The organism is Burkholderia sp. LAS2 (genome assembly GCF_018417615.1).
Taxonomy (GTDB): domain Bacteria; phylum Pseudomonadota; class Gammaproteobacteria; order Burkholderiales; family Burkholderiaceae; genus Burkholderia; species Burkholderia sola.
This window is the reverse complement of record NZ_CP071052.1, coordinates 74,272-89,609: the sequence shown is the minus strand read 5'-3', so window position 1 is coordinate 89,609 and position 15,338 is coordinate 74,272. Positions and strand designations below refer to the sequence as shown.

General features: G+C 66.4%; 15 protein-coding genes. 12 read left to right on the top strand and 3 right to left on the bottom strand.

The window, feature by feature from the left end; all coding sequences use genetic code 11:
- Positions 1 to 156: 156 nt before the first annotated feature.
- Positions 157 to 366, bottom strand: coding sequence for a twin transmembrane helix small protein (locus tag JYG37_RS00430; RefSeq protein ID WP_050014806.1), 210 nt, complete (start codon positions 364 to 366; stop codon positions 157 to 159).
- Between the two features lie 84 nt (positions 367 to 450).
- Between JYG37_RS00430 and JYG37_RS00425 the strand changes: the two genes are divergently transcribed.
- The 5 genes from JYG37_RS00425 to JYG37_RS00405 are packed head-to-tail and all read left to right on the top strand — an operon-like array spanning position 451 to position 4,533.
- Positions 451 to 1,161, top strand: a complete 711-nt coding sequence (locus tag JYG37_RS00425) for an SURF1 family protein (RefSeq protein WP_050014808.1) — start codon at positions 451 to 453, stop codon at positions 1,159 to 1,161.
- Between the two features lie 60 nt (positions 1,162 to 1,221).
- On the top strand, positions 1,222 to 1,848 hold the full coding sequence (locus tag JYG37_RS00420) for an SCO family protein (RefSeq protein ID WP_050014811.1): 627 nt from the start codon (positions 1,222 to 1,224) through the stop codon (positions 1,846 to 1,848).
- Positions 1,849 to 1,873: 25 nt separating this feature from the next.
- The gene (locus JYG37_RS00415) at positions 1,874 to 2,986 is read left to right on the top strand and encodes a COX15/CtaA family protein (RefSeq protein WP_050014814.1); all 1,113 of its coding nucleotides are present in this window, start codon (positions 1,874 to 1,876) and stop codon (positions 2,984 to 2,986) included.
- Positions 2,987 to 2,994: 8 nt separating this feature from the next.
- Complete coding sequence (cyoE, locus tag JYG37_RS00410; protein WP_050014816.1) at positions 2,995 to 3,897, top strand: heme o synthase; 903 nt, start codon at positions 2,995 to 2,997, stop codon at positions 3,895 to 3,897.
- Positions 3,898 to 3,915: 18 nt separating this feature from the next.
- Positions 3,916 to 4,533, top strand: a complete 618-nt coding sequence (locus JYG37_RS00405; protein WP_050014818.1) for an SCO family protein — start codon at positions 3,916 to 3,918, stop codon at positions 4,531 to 4,533.
- A 141-nt stretch (positions 4,534 to 4,674) separates the two neighbouring features.
- On the opposite strand, the gene JYG37_RS00400 is transcribed toward JYG37_RS00405, so the two are convergent.
- Positions 4,675 to 4,965: a YciI family protein gene (locus JYG37_RS00400; RefSeq protein WP_089488843.1), complete on the bottom strand. Its 291-nt coding sequence runs from the start codon at positions 4,963 to 4,965 to the stop codon at positions 4,675 to 4,677.
- A gap of 239 nt (positions 4,966 to 5,204) precedes the next feature.
- On the opposite strand from JYG37_RS00400, the gene JYG37_RS00395 reads away from it, so the two are divergent.
- From JYG37_RS00395 to JYG37_RS00380, 4 genes are all read left to right on the top strand, one after another.
- Positions 5,205 to 6,845 carry a methyl-accepting chemotaxis protein gene (locus tag JYG37_RS00395; protein WP_050014921.1) on the top strand — a complete coding sequence of 547 codons (1,641 nt, stop codon included), beginning with the start codon at positions 5,205 to 5,207 and terminating at the stop codon, positions 6,843 to 6,845.
- 219 nt (positions 6,846 to 7,064) lie between these two features.
- Positions 7,065 to 7,880: a MetQ/NlpA family ABC transporter substrate-binding protein gene (locus JYG37_RS00390; protein WP_050014823.1), complete on the top strand. Its 816-nt coding sequence runs from the start codon at positions 7,065 to 7,067 to the stop codon at positions 7,878 to 7,880.
- A gap of 393 nt (positions 7,881 to 8,273) precedes the next feature.
- Positions 8,274 to 8,729, top strand: coding sequence for an STM2901 family protein (locus JYG37_RS00385; RefSeq protein WP_081083240.1), 456 nt, complete (start codon positions 8,274 to 8,276; stop codon positions 8,727 to 8,729).
- Positions 8,723 to 9,055, top strand: coding sequence for a DUF1493 family protein (locus tag JYG37_RS00380; RefSeq protein WP_063772900.1), 333 nt, complete (start codon positions 8,723 to 8,725; stop codon positions 9,053 to 9,055). Before JYG37_RS00385 ends, JYG37_RS00380 begins: the two co-directional genes overlap by 7 nt.
- A gap of 126 nt (positions 9,056 to 9,181) precedes the next feature.
- Here the strand turns inward: JYG37_RS00380 and JYG37_RS00375 are convergent, their stop codons facing one another.
- Positions 9,182 to 9,490 (bottom strand): VF_A0006 family four-cysteine protein, encoded by a 309-nt coding sequence (locus JYG37_RS00375; RefSeq protein ID WP_050014825.1) that lies wholly within the window; start codon positions 9,488 to 9,490, stop codon positions 9,182 to 9,184.
- A 208-nt stretch (positions 9,491 to 9,698) separates the two neighbouring features.
- Here JYG37_RS00375 and imuA point away from each other — a divergent pair, with 208 nt between their 5' ends.
- From imuA to JYG37_RS00360, 3 genes are read left to right on the top strand one after another with little or no spacing between them, the layout of a single operon-like run.
- Positions 9,699 to 10,406 carry a translesion DNA synthesis-associated protein ImuA gene (gene imuA, locus JYG37_RS00370; protein ID WP_050014827.1) on the top strand — a complete coding sequence of 236 codons (708 nt, stop codon included), beginning with the start codon at positions 9,699 to 9,701 and terminating at the stop codon, positions 10,404 to 10,406.
- Positions 10,339 to 11,835 carry a Y-family DNA polymerase gene (locus JYG37_RS00365; RefSeq protein ID WP_050014829.1) on the top strand — a complete coding sequence of 499 codons (1,497 nt, stop codon included), beginning with the start codon at positions 10,339 to 10,341 and terminating at the stop codon, positions 11,833 to 11,835. Before imuA ends, JYG37_RS00365 begins: the two co-directional genes overlap by 68 nt.
- Positions 11,836 to 11,841: 6 nt before the next feature.
- Complete coding sequence (locus JYG37_RS00360; RefSeq protein ID WP_213345792.1) at positions 11,842 to 15,060, top strand: error-prone DNA polymerase; 3,219 nt, start codon at positions 11,842 to 11,844, stop codon at positions 15,058 to 15,060.
- The last annotated feature ends 278 nt before the right edge of the window (positions 15,061 to 15,338 follow it).

Below are 15,338 nucleotides of genomic sequence, written 5' to 3'. Positions count from 1 at the left end.
CAGCGATGCGCGGGCCGTTTTCATTGGTGTCGCGGGCGCGGCGGCGACGCTGCGCGCGACACCACCCTGGCGCCGCCGCGACTCAGTCAGGCGGCGCTTTTACTTGGTGGCGCGGCCGTGCGGCTAATTGTCACAGCGGTCGGCGCGGCGACGGCATCAACGTCCGACCGGCAAACCGGTCGAATGGATCCAGCCCATCCAGTTCGCGAACAGGATGAGCAGGAACAGCGACACCGACAGCCCGACGCGGGTGGCGAGCGACCAGACCATGCGCTTCGTATGGCCGCGGTCGTGCATCATGAAGTAGAGCGCCGAGCCCATGCTGGCAATGATGAGGACGAAGGCGATGGGAACGAGTATGTGCATGACGCGAACCGGACGACGGCAATTCGAAAGGAAGAGGATAATTATCGCACTTCGCTTTCGCGAACGCGCCGGGCGGGCCGCCCGATGAAGATTCGCTGGCTGCCTGCGCTGTTGATCCTCGTCGTCGTCGCCGTCACGATCCGGCTCGGTTTCTGGCAGCGCGACCGCGCGCACCAGAAGGAAGCGCTGCAGGCGAGCATCGCGCGCTACGAGCAGGCGGCGCCGGTCGAGCTCGGCGCGCGGCCGGTGCCGCTCGCGTCGATCGAGTTTCATCGCGTACGGGCAAAGGGCCGTTTCCTGCCCGAGCAGGCGGTGTTTCTCGACAATCGGCCGTATAACGACCAGCCGGGTTTTTACGTCGTGATGCCGTTTAAACTCACGGGCGGCGGCGTCGTGCTCGTGAACCGCGGCTGGCTGCCGCGCAACATCGCCGATCGCACGGCGATCGAGCCGTTCGCGACGCCGGCGGGCGACGTCGAGATCGTCGGCATCGCGCGCGCGGATGCGTCGCGGGCGTTCGAGCTCGGCGAAGGCGGGTCGGCCGCGCACCAGAAGATCCGGCAGAACCTCGACGTCGCCGCGTATGCGAAGGAAACCGGGCTGCCGCTGCAGCCGTTCGTGATCCAGCAGACGAGCGACGACGGCGACAAGCTCGTGCGCGACTGGCCGGCGGCGACGACCGGCGTCGAGCGCAATTACGGTTACATGTTTCAGTGGTGGGCGATGGCGGCGGCCGCGCTCGGCTTCGGCCTGTACGCCGCGCGGCGTGCGGCGAAGAAGTCGGCCGGCGCGTGAGCGTCATGCCAGGACGCGGCGCCGGCGCCGCGGGTTCGTTTCGAGAGGTCTGATTTGTCCATGCAATCTTCCCGTCAGGGTCCGGCCGCTGCGCCGATGTCGCCTGCGGCCCGCAAGCGCGGCCGCTGGATGCTCGTGCTGCTCGGTCTCGTGTGCGCGGCGCCGATGATCGCGTCGTACTTCACCTATTACGTAATCAAGCCGAAGGGCGGATCGACGAACTACGGCACGCTGATCGAGCCGCAGCGCCCGATCCCGGCGGATCTGCAGGTCACCGACGAAACCGGCAAGACGGTGCCGCTGTCGTCGCTGCGCGGGGTCTGGCTGTTCGTGATGACCGACCGCAGCGCGTGCGACGACGCGTGTGCGCAGAAGCTCTATTTCATGCGCCAGATCCGCGTCACGCAGGCGGGCGAGCGGCACCGGATCACGATGGTGTGGCTGCGCAGCGATGCGGGCGCGACGCCGCAGAAGGTGCTGGACGCGTATCCGGACACGCGCCGGCTCGTCGCCGATCCGGCCGCGGTGGCCGCGTGGCTGCCGGCCGATGCCGGCACGAAGGACAGCGACCACATCTACATGGTCGACCCGAACGGCAACCTGATGATGCGTTTCCCGAAAGACCCGAATCCCAGCAAGATCAAGTCGGACGTGACGAAGCTGCTGAAGTGGTCGAGCATCGGTTAAGGCGAGAGAACGAGGCACCATTCCGATGTCGTATCTACTGCAACTCGGCCTGATCGGCGCGTGCATCGCGCTGCTGCCGCTGTCGTACGTGTGGGTGAAGGCCGACGACGACAAGTTCCGCAAGCTCGTGTGGATCACCACGTTCCTGACGCTCGATCTCGTGATGTTCGGCGGCTTCACGCGGCTGACCGATTCGGGGCTCGGCTGCCCCGACTGGCCCGGCTGCTACGGCACGTCGTCGCCGTTCATCGCGCACGCCGCGATCACGGCCGCGCACCAGGCGATGCCGACCGGGCCCGTCAGCATGACGAAGGCGTGGATCGAGATGATCCACCGCTATTTCGCGATGGCGATCGGCGTGCTGATCATCGCGCAGGTGGCGATCGCGTGGGCCGCGCGGCTGCGCCGCCGCCCGCTGCACGTGTCGCCGTGGTGGCCGACGAGCCTGCTGCTGCTGATACTCGTGCAGGGTGCGTTCGGCGCATGGACGGTCACGATGAAGCTGCAACCGGTGATCGTCACGATCCACCTGCTGCTCGGCCTCACGCTGCTCGGCACGCTCGGCTGGCTCGCGGCGCGGCAGACGCCGCTGCCGTCGCATGACCCGGAGGCCGGCCGCTACCGCGCGGCCGCGCTCGCGGCGCTCGTGCTGCTGGTCGTGCAGATCGCGCTCGGCGGCTGGGTGAGCACCAACTACGCGGTGCTCGCGTGCACCGACTTCCCGACCTGCAACGGCCAGTGGATTCCGCCGATGGACTTCCAGCACGGCTTCCACCTGTGGCGCGCGCTCGGGATGACGAAGGACGGCGACGCGATCACGCAGGACGCGCTGGTCGCGATCCACTGGACGCATCGCACGTTCGCGTTCGTCGTGGTCGCGTACCTGGTCGCGTTCGCGCTGAAGATGCGCCGCTTCGAATCGCTGCGGCGGCCCGCGAACGGCGTGCTGCTGGTCGTGCTGCTGCAGTTCGTGACGGGCCTGACCAACATCGTGCTGCAGTGGCCGCTGCCCGTCGCCGTCGCGCACAACGGCGGGGCCGCGATCCTGCTGCTGCTCGTCGTCATGTTAAACTTTCGCATCCTTTCAAGCCGCCCCGGCCGTGTCGCGCAGCCTGCGCGCGACGTCGCCCCGGCGTGACCGTCCCCATGCAAAGCACCCTCTCCCAATCGCCCGGTAGCCGCTTTTCCCAGTACATGGCGCTGACGAAGCCGCGTGTCACGCAGCTCGCGGTGTTCTGCGCGGTGATCGGCATGTTCCTCGCGACGCCGGGCATGGTGCCGTGGCACGTGCTGATCGGCGGCACCGTCGGCATCTGGCTGCTGGCCGGCGCCGCGTTCGCGATCAACTGCCTTGTCGAACAGAAGATCGACGCGATGATGCGCCGTACCGCGTGGCGTCCGTCCGCGCGCGGCGAGATCACGACGCCGCAGATCCTGCTGTTCTCGGCGGTGCTCGGCAGCGTCGGCGCATGGACGCTCTACACGTTCACGAATCCGCTGACGATGTGGCTGACGATCGCGACGTTCGTCGGCTACGCGGTGGTCTACACGCTGCTGCTCAAGCCGATGACGCCGCAGAACATCGTGATCGGCGGTGCGTCTGGCGCGATGCCGCCGGCGCTCGGCTGGGCCGCCGTCACCGGCGCGGTGCCGGGCGACGCGTGGATCCTCGTGCTGATCATCTTCGTGTGGACGCCGCCGCATTTCTGGGTGCTCGCGCTCTATCGCCGCAAGGATTACGAGAATGCCGGGCTGCCGATGCTGCCCGTCACGCACGGCGAGAAGTTCACGCGGCTGCACATCCTGCTGTATACGGTGATCCTGTTCGCGGTCACGATGATGCCGTTCATTTCCGGGATGAGCGGGGCCGTCTACCTGACGAGCGCGGTGCTGCTCGGCGCGGTGTTCCTCGCGTATGCGTGGAAGATCCATCGCGACTATTCGGACGCACTCGCCCGCAAGGCCTTCCGCTACTCGATCGTCTATCTGTCGCTGCTGTTTGTCGCGCTGCTCGTCGATCACTATGCACGCCCGCTGCTCGGCGTGTAACCGCACGGTTTGAACGCAATGCTCCCATCACGGTTCGGGCGCCGCGCGCGCCAAGGCTGGATGCTCGCGTGCGCATTCACGGCAGCGCTGCTGCTCGCCGGATGCGACAACGCGCCGAAATTCCAGAATCTCGACATCACCGGCAACACGCAGTTCGGCAGCGACTTCTCGCTGCCCGATACGACCGGCAAGGTCCGCACGCTCGCCGACTTCAAGGGCAAAGCCGTCGTGATGTTCTTCGGCTATACGCACTGCCCGGACGTGTGCCCGACCACGATGGCCGAGCTGTCCGAAGCGCTGAAGCAGCTCGGGCCCGATGCCGCGAAGCGCGTGCAGGTGCTGTTCGTCACCGTCGATCCGGAACGCGACACGCCGGCGCTGCTCGGCCAGTACGTGCCCGCGTTCGATCCGTCGTTCATCGGCCTGCGGCCGGCCGACGAAGCGGCGCTGAAGAAGGTCACGAAGGATTTCCGCGTGTACTACGCGAAGGTGCCCGGCAAGACGCCCGGCAGCTACACGATGGACCATACGGCCGCGAGCTACGTGTTCGACCGCGACGGCAAGCTGCGCCTGTTCGTGCGTGACGGCCAGGGCCCGGCGCCGTGGGTCCACGACCTGAAGCTGCTGGTCGACTGACCGGCAGCCGCCGGGCGCGCGGCCCGGCGTTTCGCGTGACGGCCGTTTCGCGCCGTCACGTTTTCCCGCTCGCTTCGTCGTGCGCATGCGCTGCCCGCCGGGCGGCGCGTCGGCATGTGCGCGTATTGCGCCGAAGCCGCGTTACGGCAGCGCCGGCACGTTGAAGCCGGACGCGGCGCGCGTGATCCGGAATTCCGTCACGCGATAGGTGGCGAGCCCCTCGGTGACGAACGGGTCGGTTTCGAGGATCGCGTCGAGTTCGTCGCGATCGATGCGGGCCGCGAGGATCATGCCGCCTGCGCGCGGCACCTTCGGCCCCGCCGCGATGAAGATGCCCTTGTCGAACTGCGGCTGCAGATACGCGCGGTGGCGTTCGAGCGCGTCGTCGATGCGCTCGAGCGACGCGGTGTAGTGGATGTCGATGACGTACATGGATGGCCCTGGAATGATGCCGGCGCTTTGCGCGCCGGCCGCCGGTCTTTTTAGCACAGCGGACGCGGGCTGTCGCGCCGGCGCCGGCGCGTGACGGACGGCGTGCCTGTCGATCGCCGGTTCGCCGCGGCGGCGCGTATTCAAGATGTAAGCCTCGGTGCCGTAAATGAAAGAGCAACCGTTTGCGCGCGGCAGGCCGTTCGCGCGCCGGATGCATCGACATCGACAGAGGCAAGCAGATGAGCAGAATGAGTTTGAACCGCAAGCTGTGGCTCGCGCTTGCGCTGGTATGGATCGGTCTTCTGGGCGTCGGCGCATGGAGCGCCTACGAGACGCGCGCGACGATGCTCGCCGAACGCAAGGCCGGCATCGCGAATCTCGTCGACTCGGCGGCGGGCATCGTGAAGGCCTATCACGCGCTCGCGCAGAGCGGCACGATGCCCGAGGCCGACGCGAAGCGCGACGCGCTCGCGCGCCTCGCCGCGATGCGCTACGGCGATTCGGGCTATGTGTTCGTGATGGATTCGAAGCCGGTCGTGCTGATGCACCCGACGCTGCCGAAGCTCGTCGACACGCAGGTCGGCGACTATCTCGATCCGGACGGCAAGCCGCTGTTCGTGACGATCCTGAACGCGGCGAAGGCGACCGGCAGCGGGTTCGCCGAATATCGCGGGCGGCTGCCGCACAGCGAGACGGCCGTGCCGAAGATCAGCTACGTCACCCGATTCGCGCCATGGGACTGGAACATTTCGAGCGGCGTGTTCCTGAAGGACATCGACACCGTCTATTACCGGACGCTGCTCGGCCATCTGGCCGTGGTGTTCGTGATCGGCTTCGTGATCAGCGCGGCGATGCTGGTGATCATCCGCAACGTGCGCGGCAGCCTCGGCGGCGAGCCGGACGAAGCGGCCGCGCTCGCGACGCGCATCGCGCAGGGCGACCTCACGCAGCCGGTGCCGGTGCGCGCCGGCGACCGCACGAGCATGATGGCCGCGATGCACGACATGCAGGCGCGGCTGCAGGCGACGATCGGCGGGATTCGCCAGTCGGCCGAAGCGATCGCGTCGGCGAGCCGCCAGATCTCGGCCGGCAACGACGACCTGTCGCAGCGCACCGAGGAGCAGGCCGCATCGCTCGAGGAAACGGCCGCGAGCATGGAGCAACTGACCGCGACGGTGAAGCAGAACGCGGACAACGCGCGGCAGGCGAGCGGGCTCGCGAACAACGCGTCGGACATCGCGCGCACCGGCAGCGACGTCGTGAACCGCGTGATCGGCACGATGGGCGAGATCGACGACAGCTCGCGCAAGATCGCCGACATCATCGGCGTGATCGAGGGCATCGCGTTCCAGACCAACATCCTCGCGCTGAACGCGGCAGTCGAGGCCGCGCGCGCGGGCGAGCAGGGCCGCGGCTTCGCGGTGGTCGCGGGCGAGGTGCGTTCGCTCGCGCAGCGCAGCGCGACGGCCGCGAAGGAGATCCGCGCGCTGATCGTCGATTCGGTCGAGCGCGTGCGCAACGGCTCGACGCTGGTCGGCCAGGCCGGCACGACGATGGGCGAGATCCTGCAGGCGGTCGCGCGCGTGACCGACATCATGGGCGAGATCGCGGCCGCGTCCGAGGAGCAGGCGAGCGGCATCACGCAGGTCGGGCGCGCGGTCACGCAGATGGACCAGGTGACGCAGCAGAACGCGGCGCTGGTCGAGGAAGCGGCGGCGGCGGCCGCGTCGCTGCAGGAACAGGCCGCGCGGCTGCGCGATGCGGTCGGTTCGTTCCGGGTCGGCAATACCGGCGGCCCGTCGGCGCGCGAGGCCGGCGGCAGGGCGGCCGAACCGGCATTCGGCGGCGCGGAGGCGGTCGACGAGGTGGTGGCGGCGTGACGGGTGTCGGCCGATGGGCTGATGAGCCGATGCATCGACGAAAAAGTGCAACTAACGGCCGAATCGGGCGTCGGCCGCCGGCACTGCGCTGGTGCATACCCATATGAGCGGGATGTATTTCACTTCCCGCCGATCCTGTGACACCATTTGCCCCTTCCTGCGAGTCCGGGCATACCCGTATCGCGCCCCATTTCAAGTAAGCAAGAAAGCGAGAAACAGATGAAGCGTCGCAGTCTCCTGAAGGTATTTTCCGTGCTGGCCACCGGCGCCGCGCTGACGCTGTCGGCAGGCGCGCATGCCGAAGACAAGGTGATCAAGGTCGGTACGGTCGCCGGCCCGGATGCGCAAGTGTGGCAAGTCGTGCAGAAGGTCGCGAAGGAGAAGGAAGGCCTGAACGTGAAGGTCATCGAGTTCAACGACTACGTGCAGCCGAACGCGGCGCTCGATTCGGGCGACCTCGACGCGAACAGCTTCCAGCATCAGCCCTACCTCGACAGCCAGGTGAAGCAGCGCGGCTACAAGATCGTCAGCGCGGGTCTGACCTACATTTCGCCGATCGGCGTGTATTCGAAGAAGTTCAAGTCGCTGAAGGATCTGCCGCAGGGCGCGAAGCTCGCGGTGCCGAACGATCCGTCGAATGAAAACCGTGCGCTGCTGCTGTTGCAGACGCAAGGCGTGATCAAGCTGAAGGCCGGCGCCGGCACGGGCGGCAACAACGCGACGGTGCTCGACATCGCCGAGAACCCGAAGAAGCTGAAGATCTCCGAACTCGACGCCGCGCAACTGCCGCGCGTGCTGTCGGACGTCGACGCGGCCGTGATCAACACGAACTACGCGCTGGCCGCGAACCTGCAGCCGACCAAGGACGCGATCGCGCTCGAAGCACTGACGAGCCCGTACGCGAACCTGATCGCCGTGCGTGCGAAGGACAAGGATCAGCCGTGGGTGAAGAAGCTGGTGAAGGCGTACCAGTCGACGGAAGTGAAGGAATTCATCAAGAAGCAGTTCAAGGGCTCGATGGTCGCGTCGTTCTGAGCGCGATCGGTTGATCGAACGAAGGCCTGCACGTGTGCAGGCCTTTTTTTCGTGTGCGAGCGGAATGCTTTCGAGATGCAGGAGTAGCGTGAAGATTACACGCCGCAATTGCATTGACGTTCATGGATAAAGCCGTTTGGTAACGGTTCGACACGTTGGTATGAAACATGTGCGAGACCGCTCGAATTCGGAATCGCTATGCACTTTCTCTCTCCGGCGTCCCGTTGCGCCCGTCATTGCTCGCGTCGAGCAGAATGACGATTTATTCCGCGTGAGATTCCACCGTCGTTGCGGTGCGATCGGTCAACAGATCGGCCGGGCTTGTCGGCACGGTAACCGTACGTCTTCGTTAGACTAAAAAACATTTTTAAAAATTACGAACGAGGACGCTGAATGAGTGCTGTCGAGAAATTGAGTGCGGCTTACCATTACTATGGGATGGTCAATCTGACTGCGGGAGAATTGTTCTTCTGGATCATGGTTGACGAAACGATGAATCAGTTGGGCGTCGATGATGCCGTGTCGGTTGGTATGATCTTGCTGGGTAGAAGTAATTTGCCGACCAGGGCAAAGCCGATCGACGCGATACAGGGGACTTCGCTTGCAAGCAAATACTCAAGAAGGGTTTTTCAAAAGGCTCAATTCCCGTTTGGTTGGAAATTGCCAACACTGGTAGGCGGACCGGTGCGAAATTTGAAAATCAGGCTGGTTAGAAACATCGGAACCTTCGTAGGAAGAACGATCCCCGTGCTTGGTTGGGTGATTCTTGCAAGGGATATTTCTATTATTGCCGGCAAGACGGTGGCTCACTACAATAGAGTTGCAAGGGAGGGGGATAGGTTATGGTAGATCTTGAAAAAAGGGTGATTGAGTTTGTAAGGAAAAAGTCCGGATTCTCTATATCATTCATGGCCGATGAGATAACGGAAAGTACCGATTTGGATCTGGACTTGCGTTTTGATGATTGTGAGGTCGAGGATCTGATGCGGGAGTATTCGGCGAAATTTAATGTTGATATAAGTGGGTTCGATATTAAAAAATATTATCCGGAAGACGATTCTTCGTTTCTTGACTTGATCAATCCGTTTAAGAAAAAAGTGATCCATCGTGTTCCGGATCTGAATGTTCGAATGCTGATCGCATCGGCAAAAGCGGGGCGCTGGCTCTACGACTGACCGCTCACCGAGTTTGTCTACGACCTGACGGGGGGCGCTGTCCGGCGTTGCTGCAAACATCGCGCAGCCCCTTTTTCATATCGGTGCGCGTAAAGGAGGGCCGACAGCGTGGCGTTCAGCGCGCGCTCACATCTCCCCACGCCGCGAGCAGATCGACATGATCTGCTGGATCGCATAGTTGTCGCGCACGCCCGGCAGCGACTGCACCACGCACTCGTGAAAGCGCCGTTCGCGCGGCAGCAGCATCGCGTTGTTGCGGTACAGCGCATCGCATGAGCGCTGGATCAGCTGCGCGGCGGCGCCATTGCGGCTCTCGCGCAGCGCATTGAGCATGCAGTCGTCGTATTGCGCGCTGCCGTCGGTCAGCGCGAAGGCTGCTCCCGGCAGCGCCAGCGCGACGGCCACCCATGCGATCGCACGAATCGTTCGTTTCAAGTCCCCTCCGATGGTGTGGGTCGGGTCGGCGGACAGCATAACGTAAAGTGGTCGACGCGGCTGACGCGTTGCGGGCCGGCGCGCCGTGGCATGACGGGCGCGCCGGCTTCTCCCCGATTTCTTCCGACGAAAACCGGTTTTACACCGCTGCTGTGCGGCGCGCGCGCATTGCCATATACTGTATATCCATACAGCTGTGGGTGGCATCATGCTCGCATCCTCCATTTCTCCCGAGTCCCTTCATCCGTCGCTGTGGCGCGGCTCGCAGCTCGCGCGCGGCGGTCCGCGCACGATCGAGACCGGCTTCGCGCCGCTGTCGGCCGAGCTGCCGGGCGGCGGCTGGCCGGTCGGCGGCCTCGTCGAACTGCTGGCCGCGCAGCCGGGCTGCGGCGAGATGCGGCTGCTCGCACCCGCGCTCGCCCGCGCCGTCAGCGCGCGGCGGCCGCTCGCGCTCGTCGCGCCGCCGCAGTCGCCGCATGCCACCGCGCTCGCCAGCCTCGGCGTGCCGGCCGACGCGCTGCTGTGGTTGCGCGCCGGTAGCCGCACCGATGCGCTGTGGGCCGCCGAGCAGGCGCTCAAGACCGGCTGTTGCGGCGCGCTGCTGCTCTGGCAGGACGCGCGGCCCGATGCGCTGCGGCGCCTGCATCTCGCGGCCGCGCGCACCGGCGACACGCTGTTCGTGATGCTGCGCCCGCTGTCGGCCGCGCGGCAGCCGTCGCCGGCCGTGCTGCGCGTCGCGCTGCATCCGGTGCCGGGCGGCGTGTCGCTCGACATCGTCAAGCGTCGCGGGCCCGCGCGCAGCGAGCCGCTCGTGCTCGATTTGCCGTCGCCCATCGTGGAGAGCCGCTATGCGCGTCTTGCTCGGCATCCATCTGCCGCGCCTGCCGCTCGACGTGTGCGCCCCGCCGCCGTCTGACGCAGCGGCCGGCGAGGCCGGCGACGCAGGCTGCGCGGTGCTCGAGCAGGGTGTCGTGCTGATCGCCGATGCGGCCGCGCGCCGACAGGGCGTGCGCGCGGGCATGAAGCGCGGCGGCGTGCTGACGCTCGCGCCCGCGACGCAGCTCGTCGAACGCGATCCCGCCCGCGAAGCCGATGCGCTGCGCGCGGTCGCGCTCGCGCTGCTGCGCTTCTCGCCGTGCGTCGCGCTCGACGACGAAGCCACGCTGATCGTCGACGTCGGCCCGAGCCTGCGCCTGTTCGGCGGGCTGCCGTCGCTGTGCCGCCAGGTGCGCGCGACGCTCGCGGCGCTCGGCTATGCGGCGCGCCTGTCCGCCGCGCCGACCGGGCGCGGCGCGTGGCTGCTCGCGCGCACGTCGGCGCGCTCGCGCATGCGGCGCCGCGTCGCGCGTCACGCGTCGCTCGTCCGCACGCTCGACCGGCTGCCCTGCGTGCTGCTGCCCGACGCGCGTCCGTATGCGGGCTGGTTCGACGGCCTCGGCTGTCGCACGCTTGCCGATCTGCGCCGCCTGCCGCGCGCGGGGCTGCAGCGGCGTTGCGGTCCCGCGCTGCTGGCCGCGCTCGATCGGGCGTACGGCGAAGCGGTCGAGCCGCTCGCGTGGATGGCGGTGCCGCCCGTGTTCGACGTGCGGCTCGAATTGCCGGAGCGCGTCGACTACGCGGAAGCCGTGCTGTTCGCCGCACGGCGGCTCGTCGTGCAGCTGTGCGGCTGGCTGGCCGCGCGGCAACTGTCGCTGGCCGCGATGACGTTCGAGCTCGAGCACGAGCGCGGCCGCCAGGCCGTGCCGCCGACCCCGCTCGAACTCGCGTTCGCGGCGCCCGTGCGCGACGAAGCGCATTTCATGCGGCTGCTCGGCGAGCGGCTCGCGCGCGTCGAGCTGCCGGCCGCGGTGATCGCGGTGCGGCTGAAGGCCACGCGCGTCGAACCGGTCGCGCCGCCGGCCGACGATCTTTTTCCCGAGCCGGGCGGTACGCGGGAAACCCGCGAGCGGTTGCTCGAGCTGCTGGTCGCGCGGCTCGGCACGGACAACGTATTGCGCGCGGCGCCTGTCGCCGATCATCGTCCCGAGGTCGCGAACCGCTGGTTGCCGCTCGATGCGCAAGCGGGCAAGCCTGTTGCCGGTCCGCCCGCCGCGCCGCCGCGTCCCGCGTGGCTGCTCGCCGAACCGCTGCCGCTTCTGATGCGCGGCGAGCGGCCGGTATTTCATACGCCACTCCGGATGATGTCGTCGGCCGAGCGGATCGAGGCCGGGTGGTTCGACGGACAGTTGATCGCACGCGATTACCACGTCGCGCAGGACGAAGAGGGCGCGTGCTACTGGGTATTCATGGAGCGGACGAGCAGTCAGGCTGCCCCGCGCTGGTTCCTGCACGGTTTGTTCGGGTGAGCGGAGATGGCTGCGGAATTCAGTTTGCTGCCCGATTACGCGGAGTTGTTCTGCCGCTCGAACTTTTCGTTCCTGCATGGCGCGTCGCATGCGGACGAACTGGTCGAGCGTGCGGCGGAACTCGGCTATCGCGGGATCGCGATCACCGACGAATGCTCGCTCGCCGGCGCGCCGCGCATGCATGTCGCCGCGAAGGCGAAAGGGCTGCCGCTTGTCATCGGTTCGTATTTCGACGTCACGCCGGATGAAGTCGCGCCCGGCCAGGATCCGGGCCCCGGTGCGTTCGGGCTCGTGTTGCTCGCGCAGAACCGCGAAGGGTACGGCAACCTGTCCGAGTTGATTTCGTGGCGGCGGATGGAGTCGCCGAAGGGAACTTACCGGCTGACGTCGCGAATGTTGTCGAGGCCGCCTGAGAAATTCGCCCATCTGCGCGGCATGCCCGACTGCTTCGCGATTCTCGTGCCGACGTATCCGGTGCGGGCGGCCGTGCTCGATGCGCAGGTCGCATGGTTCCGCGCGACCTTCGGCGAGCGTGCGCGGCTCGGGCTCGTGCAGTTGCAGCGTGCGCTGGATGGTGCGCAGCGCGACGAGATTCGCGAGGCCGGCAAACGGCGCGGCGTGCGCATCGTCGCGCTTGGCGACGTGACGATGCATAAACGCTCCTGCAAACCGCTGCAGGACGTGATGACGGCGATTCGCGTCGGGATGCCGGTTTCTGAATGCGGCTATGCGCTCGCGCCGAATGCGGAGCAGCATCTGCGTTGGCGGAAGCGAATCGCAGAACTGTTTTCGCCGAACGAGATGGCGGAGACGTGCGCGATTCTCGATGCATGCGACGTCGATCTCGGCAAGCTGCGCTACGAGTATCCCGACGAGATCGTGCCGAAGGGGCTCACGCCGACGCGCTATCTGGAACAGGAAACCTTCGCGGGAGCGGCCGGGCGTTATCCGAACGGCATCCCGGAAAAAGTAGAGCAGCAGATCCGGTACGAACTCGATCTGATCGCCCGGCTGAAATACGAGCCGTTCTTCCTGACCGTCTACGACATCGTCAAATACGCGCGCAGCCAGAACATCCTGTGCCAGGGCCGCGGCTCGGCCGCGAATTCGGTGGTCTGCTATTGCCTCGGCATCACCGAAGTGAATCCCGAGCAAAGCACGATGCTGTTCGAGCGCTTCATCAGCGCGGAACGCGGCGAGCCGCCCGACATCGACGTCGATTTCGAGCATCAGCGCCGGGAAGAAGTGATCCAGCACATCTACAAAAAATACGGGCACGACCGCGCCGCGCTCGCGGCCGCCGTTTCGACGTATCGTCCGCGCGGCGTGCTGCGCGAAACCGGCAAGGCGCTCGGCGTCGACCCGATGCTGGTCGATCGGGTCGCGAAGGGGCATCGCTGGTTCGACGGCAGCCGCGATCTGCTGCAGCAATTCGCGTCGACCGGGCTCGATCCCGAAACGCCGCTGATTCGCACATGGGCCGAACTGGCGGGGCGCTTGCTCAACTTCCCGCGTCACCTGTCGCAGCATTCGGGCGGCTTCGTGATCAGCCGCGGCAAGCTCACGCGGCTCGTGCCGGTCGAGAACGCGGCGATGGACGGGCGGCGCGTGATCCAGTGGGACAAGGACGATCTCGAGGCGCTCGGGCTGATGAAGGTCGACGTGCTCGCGCTCGGCATGCTGTCGGCGCTGCATCGCGCGTTCGACCTGCGCACCGCGTGGCGCGGGCCGCCGGAGCCGGACGGCGAACCGTTTACGCTGAAACACATTCCGCAGGATGACAAAGCAACCTACGACATGATCTGCCGCGCCGATACCGTCGGTGTGTTCCAGATCGAATCGCGTGCGCAGATGTCGATGCTGCCGCGGCTGCGGCCGCGCCACTATTACGATCTCGTGGTCCAGGTGTCGATCGTGCGGCCCGGCCCGATTCAGGGCGGCGCGGTGCATCCGTATTTGCAGCGGCGCAGGATCGTGGCCGGCGAAGAGGAGGGTGAGGTCACGTATCCGAGCGACGCGCTCAAGGAAGTGCTCATTCGCACGCTGGGTGTGCCGATCTTCCAGGAACAGGTGATGCAGATCGCGATCGTCGCCGCAGGTTTTACGCCTGGCGAAGCGGACGACTTGCGTCGCGCGATGGCCGCATGGAAGCGCAAGGGCAATCTCGAGAAATATCAGGACAAGATCATCAGCGGGATGCTCGAACGCAACTACACGCGCGAATTCGCCGAGCAGATCTTCGAGCAGATCAAGGGCTTCGGCGAATACGGTTTTCCCGAAAGCCATGCGGCCAGTTTCGCGAAACTCGCGTACGCGAGCAGCTGGCTCAAGTGCCACGAACCGGCGATCTTCCTCGCCGCGCTGCTGAACAGCCAGCCGATGGGCTTCTACCCGCCGTCGCAGCTCGTGCAGGACGCGAAGCGTCATCGCGTGAAGGTGCTGCCGATCGACGTCACGCAAAGCAACTGGGAGGCCGCGCTCGAAGCGCTGCCCGATCAGCCGCCGCCACACGGCCAGCCGGCCGTGCGGCTCGGCCTGTCGCTCGTGCGCGGTCTTGGCGAAGCCGCTGCGCGCCGCATCGAAGCCGCCCGCGCCGCCGGCCCGTTCGACAACGTCGACAGCCTCGCCCGGCGCGCGCAGCTCGAACGGCGCGATCTCGAAGCGCTCGCCGCCGCGAACGCGCTCGCGACGCTCGCCGGCCATCGCCGCGATGCGCTGTGGCAGGCCGTCGCCGCGGCGCCGGAGCGCGACCTGCTCGCCGCCGCGCCGATCGACGAGGTGGAGCAGCCCGCGCTCGGCGCACCGTCGGAAGCCGACGACATCCTCGCCGACTATCACACCACCGGCCTCACGCTGAATCGCCACCCGGTCGCGCTGCTGCGGCCGGCGCTGCGCGCGCAGCGGCTGTCGTCCGCGGCCGAGCTGCGCGATCGCCTCGACGGCCGGCTCGCACGCGCATGCGGGCTCGTGATCGCGCGGCAGATGCCGGGCACCGCGAAGGGCGTGATGTTCATGACGCTCGAAGACGAAACGGGTTGCGTGAACGTGATCGTCCGGCCCGAACTGCTCGCGCGGCAGCGTCGCGAAACGCTCGATTCGCGGCTGCTCGCGGCGTCCGGCGTGTGGCAGGTCGTCAGCGACGTGCGGCACCTCGTCGCGCAGCATTTCGAGGATCTGACGCCGCTGCTCGGCGGCCTGCGCACGTTGAGCCGCGAATTCCACTGACGCCTGCATCGCGCCGGCCTGCTCGGCAGGTGCATACCAGTTGGCCAAATTGGTTCTATTCCGGTCTCATATTCGCACCCGAAATCCCGCCGAACCGGGCGCCTGAACCGTCCCTTTGCATACCACTTCGGGTAAATCCCTATGCCGCACTGCGTTGTAAACAAAGGCTTTGCTGGCACTAAAACGCTTGCCGCGCAAGGCTTTCGGCGATTTCCGCAGCGCTAATACCAGTTCGTTGACTGGTATTATGGTGGTTATATAATGCGTTCACTTTCGAC

Excerpts from the sequence above, each read along its gene's own strand:
- JYG37_RS00430 (WP_050014806.1), bottom strand. The coding sequence starts at position 366 with ATGCACATACTCGTTCCCATCGCCTTCGTCCTCATCATTGCCAGCATG.
- JYG37_RS00425 (WP_050014808.1), top strand. The coding sequence starts at position 451 with ATGAAGATTCGCTGGCTGCCTGCGCTGTTGATCCTCGTCGTCGTCGCC.
- JYG37_RS00420 (WP_050014811.1), top strand. The coding sequence starts at position 1,222 with ATGCAATCTTCCCGTCAGGGTCCGGCCGCTGCGCCGATGTCGCCTGCG.
- JYG37_RS00415 (WP_050014814.1), top strand. The coding sequence starts at position 1,874 with ATGTCGTATCTACTGCAACTCGGCCTGATCGGCGCGTGCATCGCGCTG.
- cyoE (WP_050014816.1), top strand. The coding sequence starts at position 2,995 with ATGCAAAGCACCCTCTCCCAATCGCCCGGTAGCCGCTTTTCCCAGTAC.
- JYG37_RS00405 (WP_050014818.1), top strand. The coding sequence starts at position 3,916 with ATGCTCCCATCACGGTTCGGGCGCCGCGCGCGCCAAGGCTGGATGCTC.
- JYG37_RS00400 (WP_089488843.1), bottom strand. The coding sequence starts at position 4,965 with ATGTACGTCATCGACATCCACTACACCGCGTCGCTCGAGCGCATCGAC.
- JYG37_RS00395 (WP_050014921.1), top strand. The coding sequence starts at position 5,205 with ATGAGCAGAATGAGTTTGAACCGCAAGCTGTGGCTCGCGCTTGCGCTG.
- JYG37_RS00390 (WP_050014823.1), top strand. The coding sequence starts at position 7,065 with ATGAAGCGTCGCAGTCTCCTGAAGGTATTTTCCGTGCTGGCCACCGGC.
- JYG37_RS00385 (WP_081083240.1), top strand. The coding sequence starts at position 8,274 with ATGAGTGCTGTCGAGAAATTGAGTGCGGCTTACCATTACTATGGGATG.
- JYG37_RS00380 (WP_063772900.1), top strand. The coding sequence starts at position 8,723 with ATGGTAGATCTTGAAAAAAGGGTGATTGAGTTTGTAAGGAAAAAGTCC.
- imuA (WP_050014827.1), top strand. The coding sequence starts at position 9,699 with ATGCTCGCATCCTCCATTTCTCCCGAGTCCCTTCATCCGTCGCTGTGG.
- JYG37_RS00365 (WP_050014829.1), top strand. The coding sequence starts at position 10,339 with ATGCGCGTCTTGCTCGGCATCCATCTGCCGCGCCTGCCGCTCGACGTG.
- JYG37_RS00360 (WP_213345792.1), top strand. The coding sequence starts at position 11,842 with ATGGCTGCGGAATTCAGTTTGCTGCCCGATTACGCGGAGTTGTTCTGC.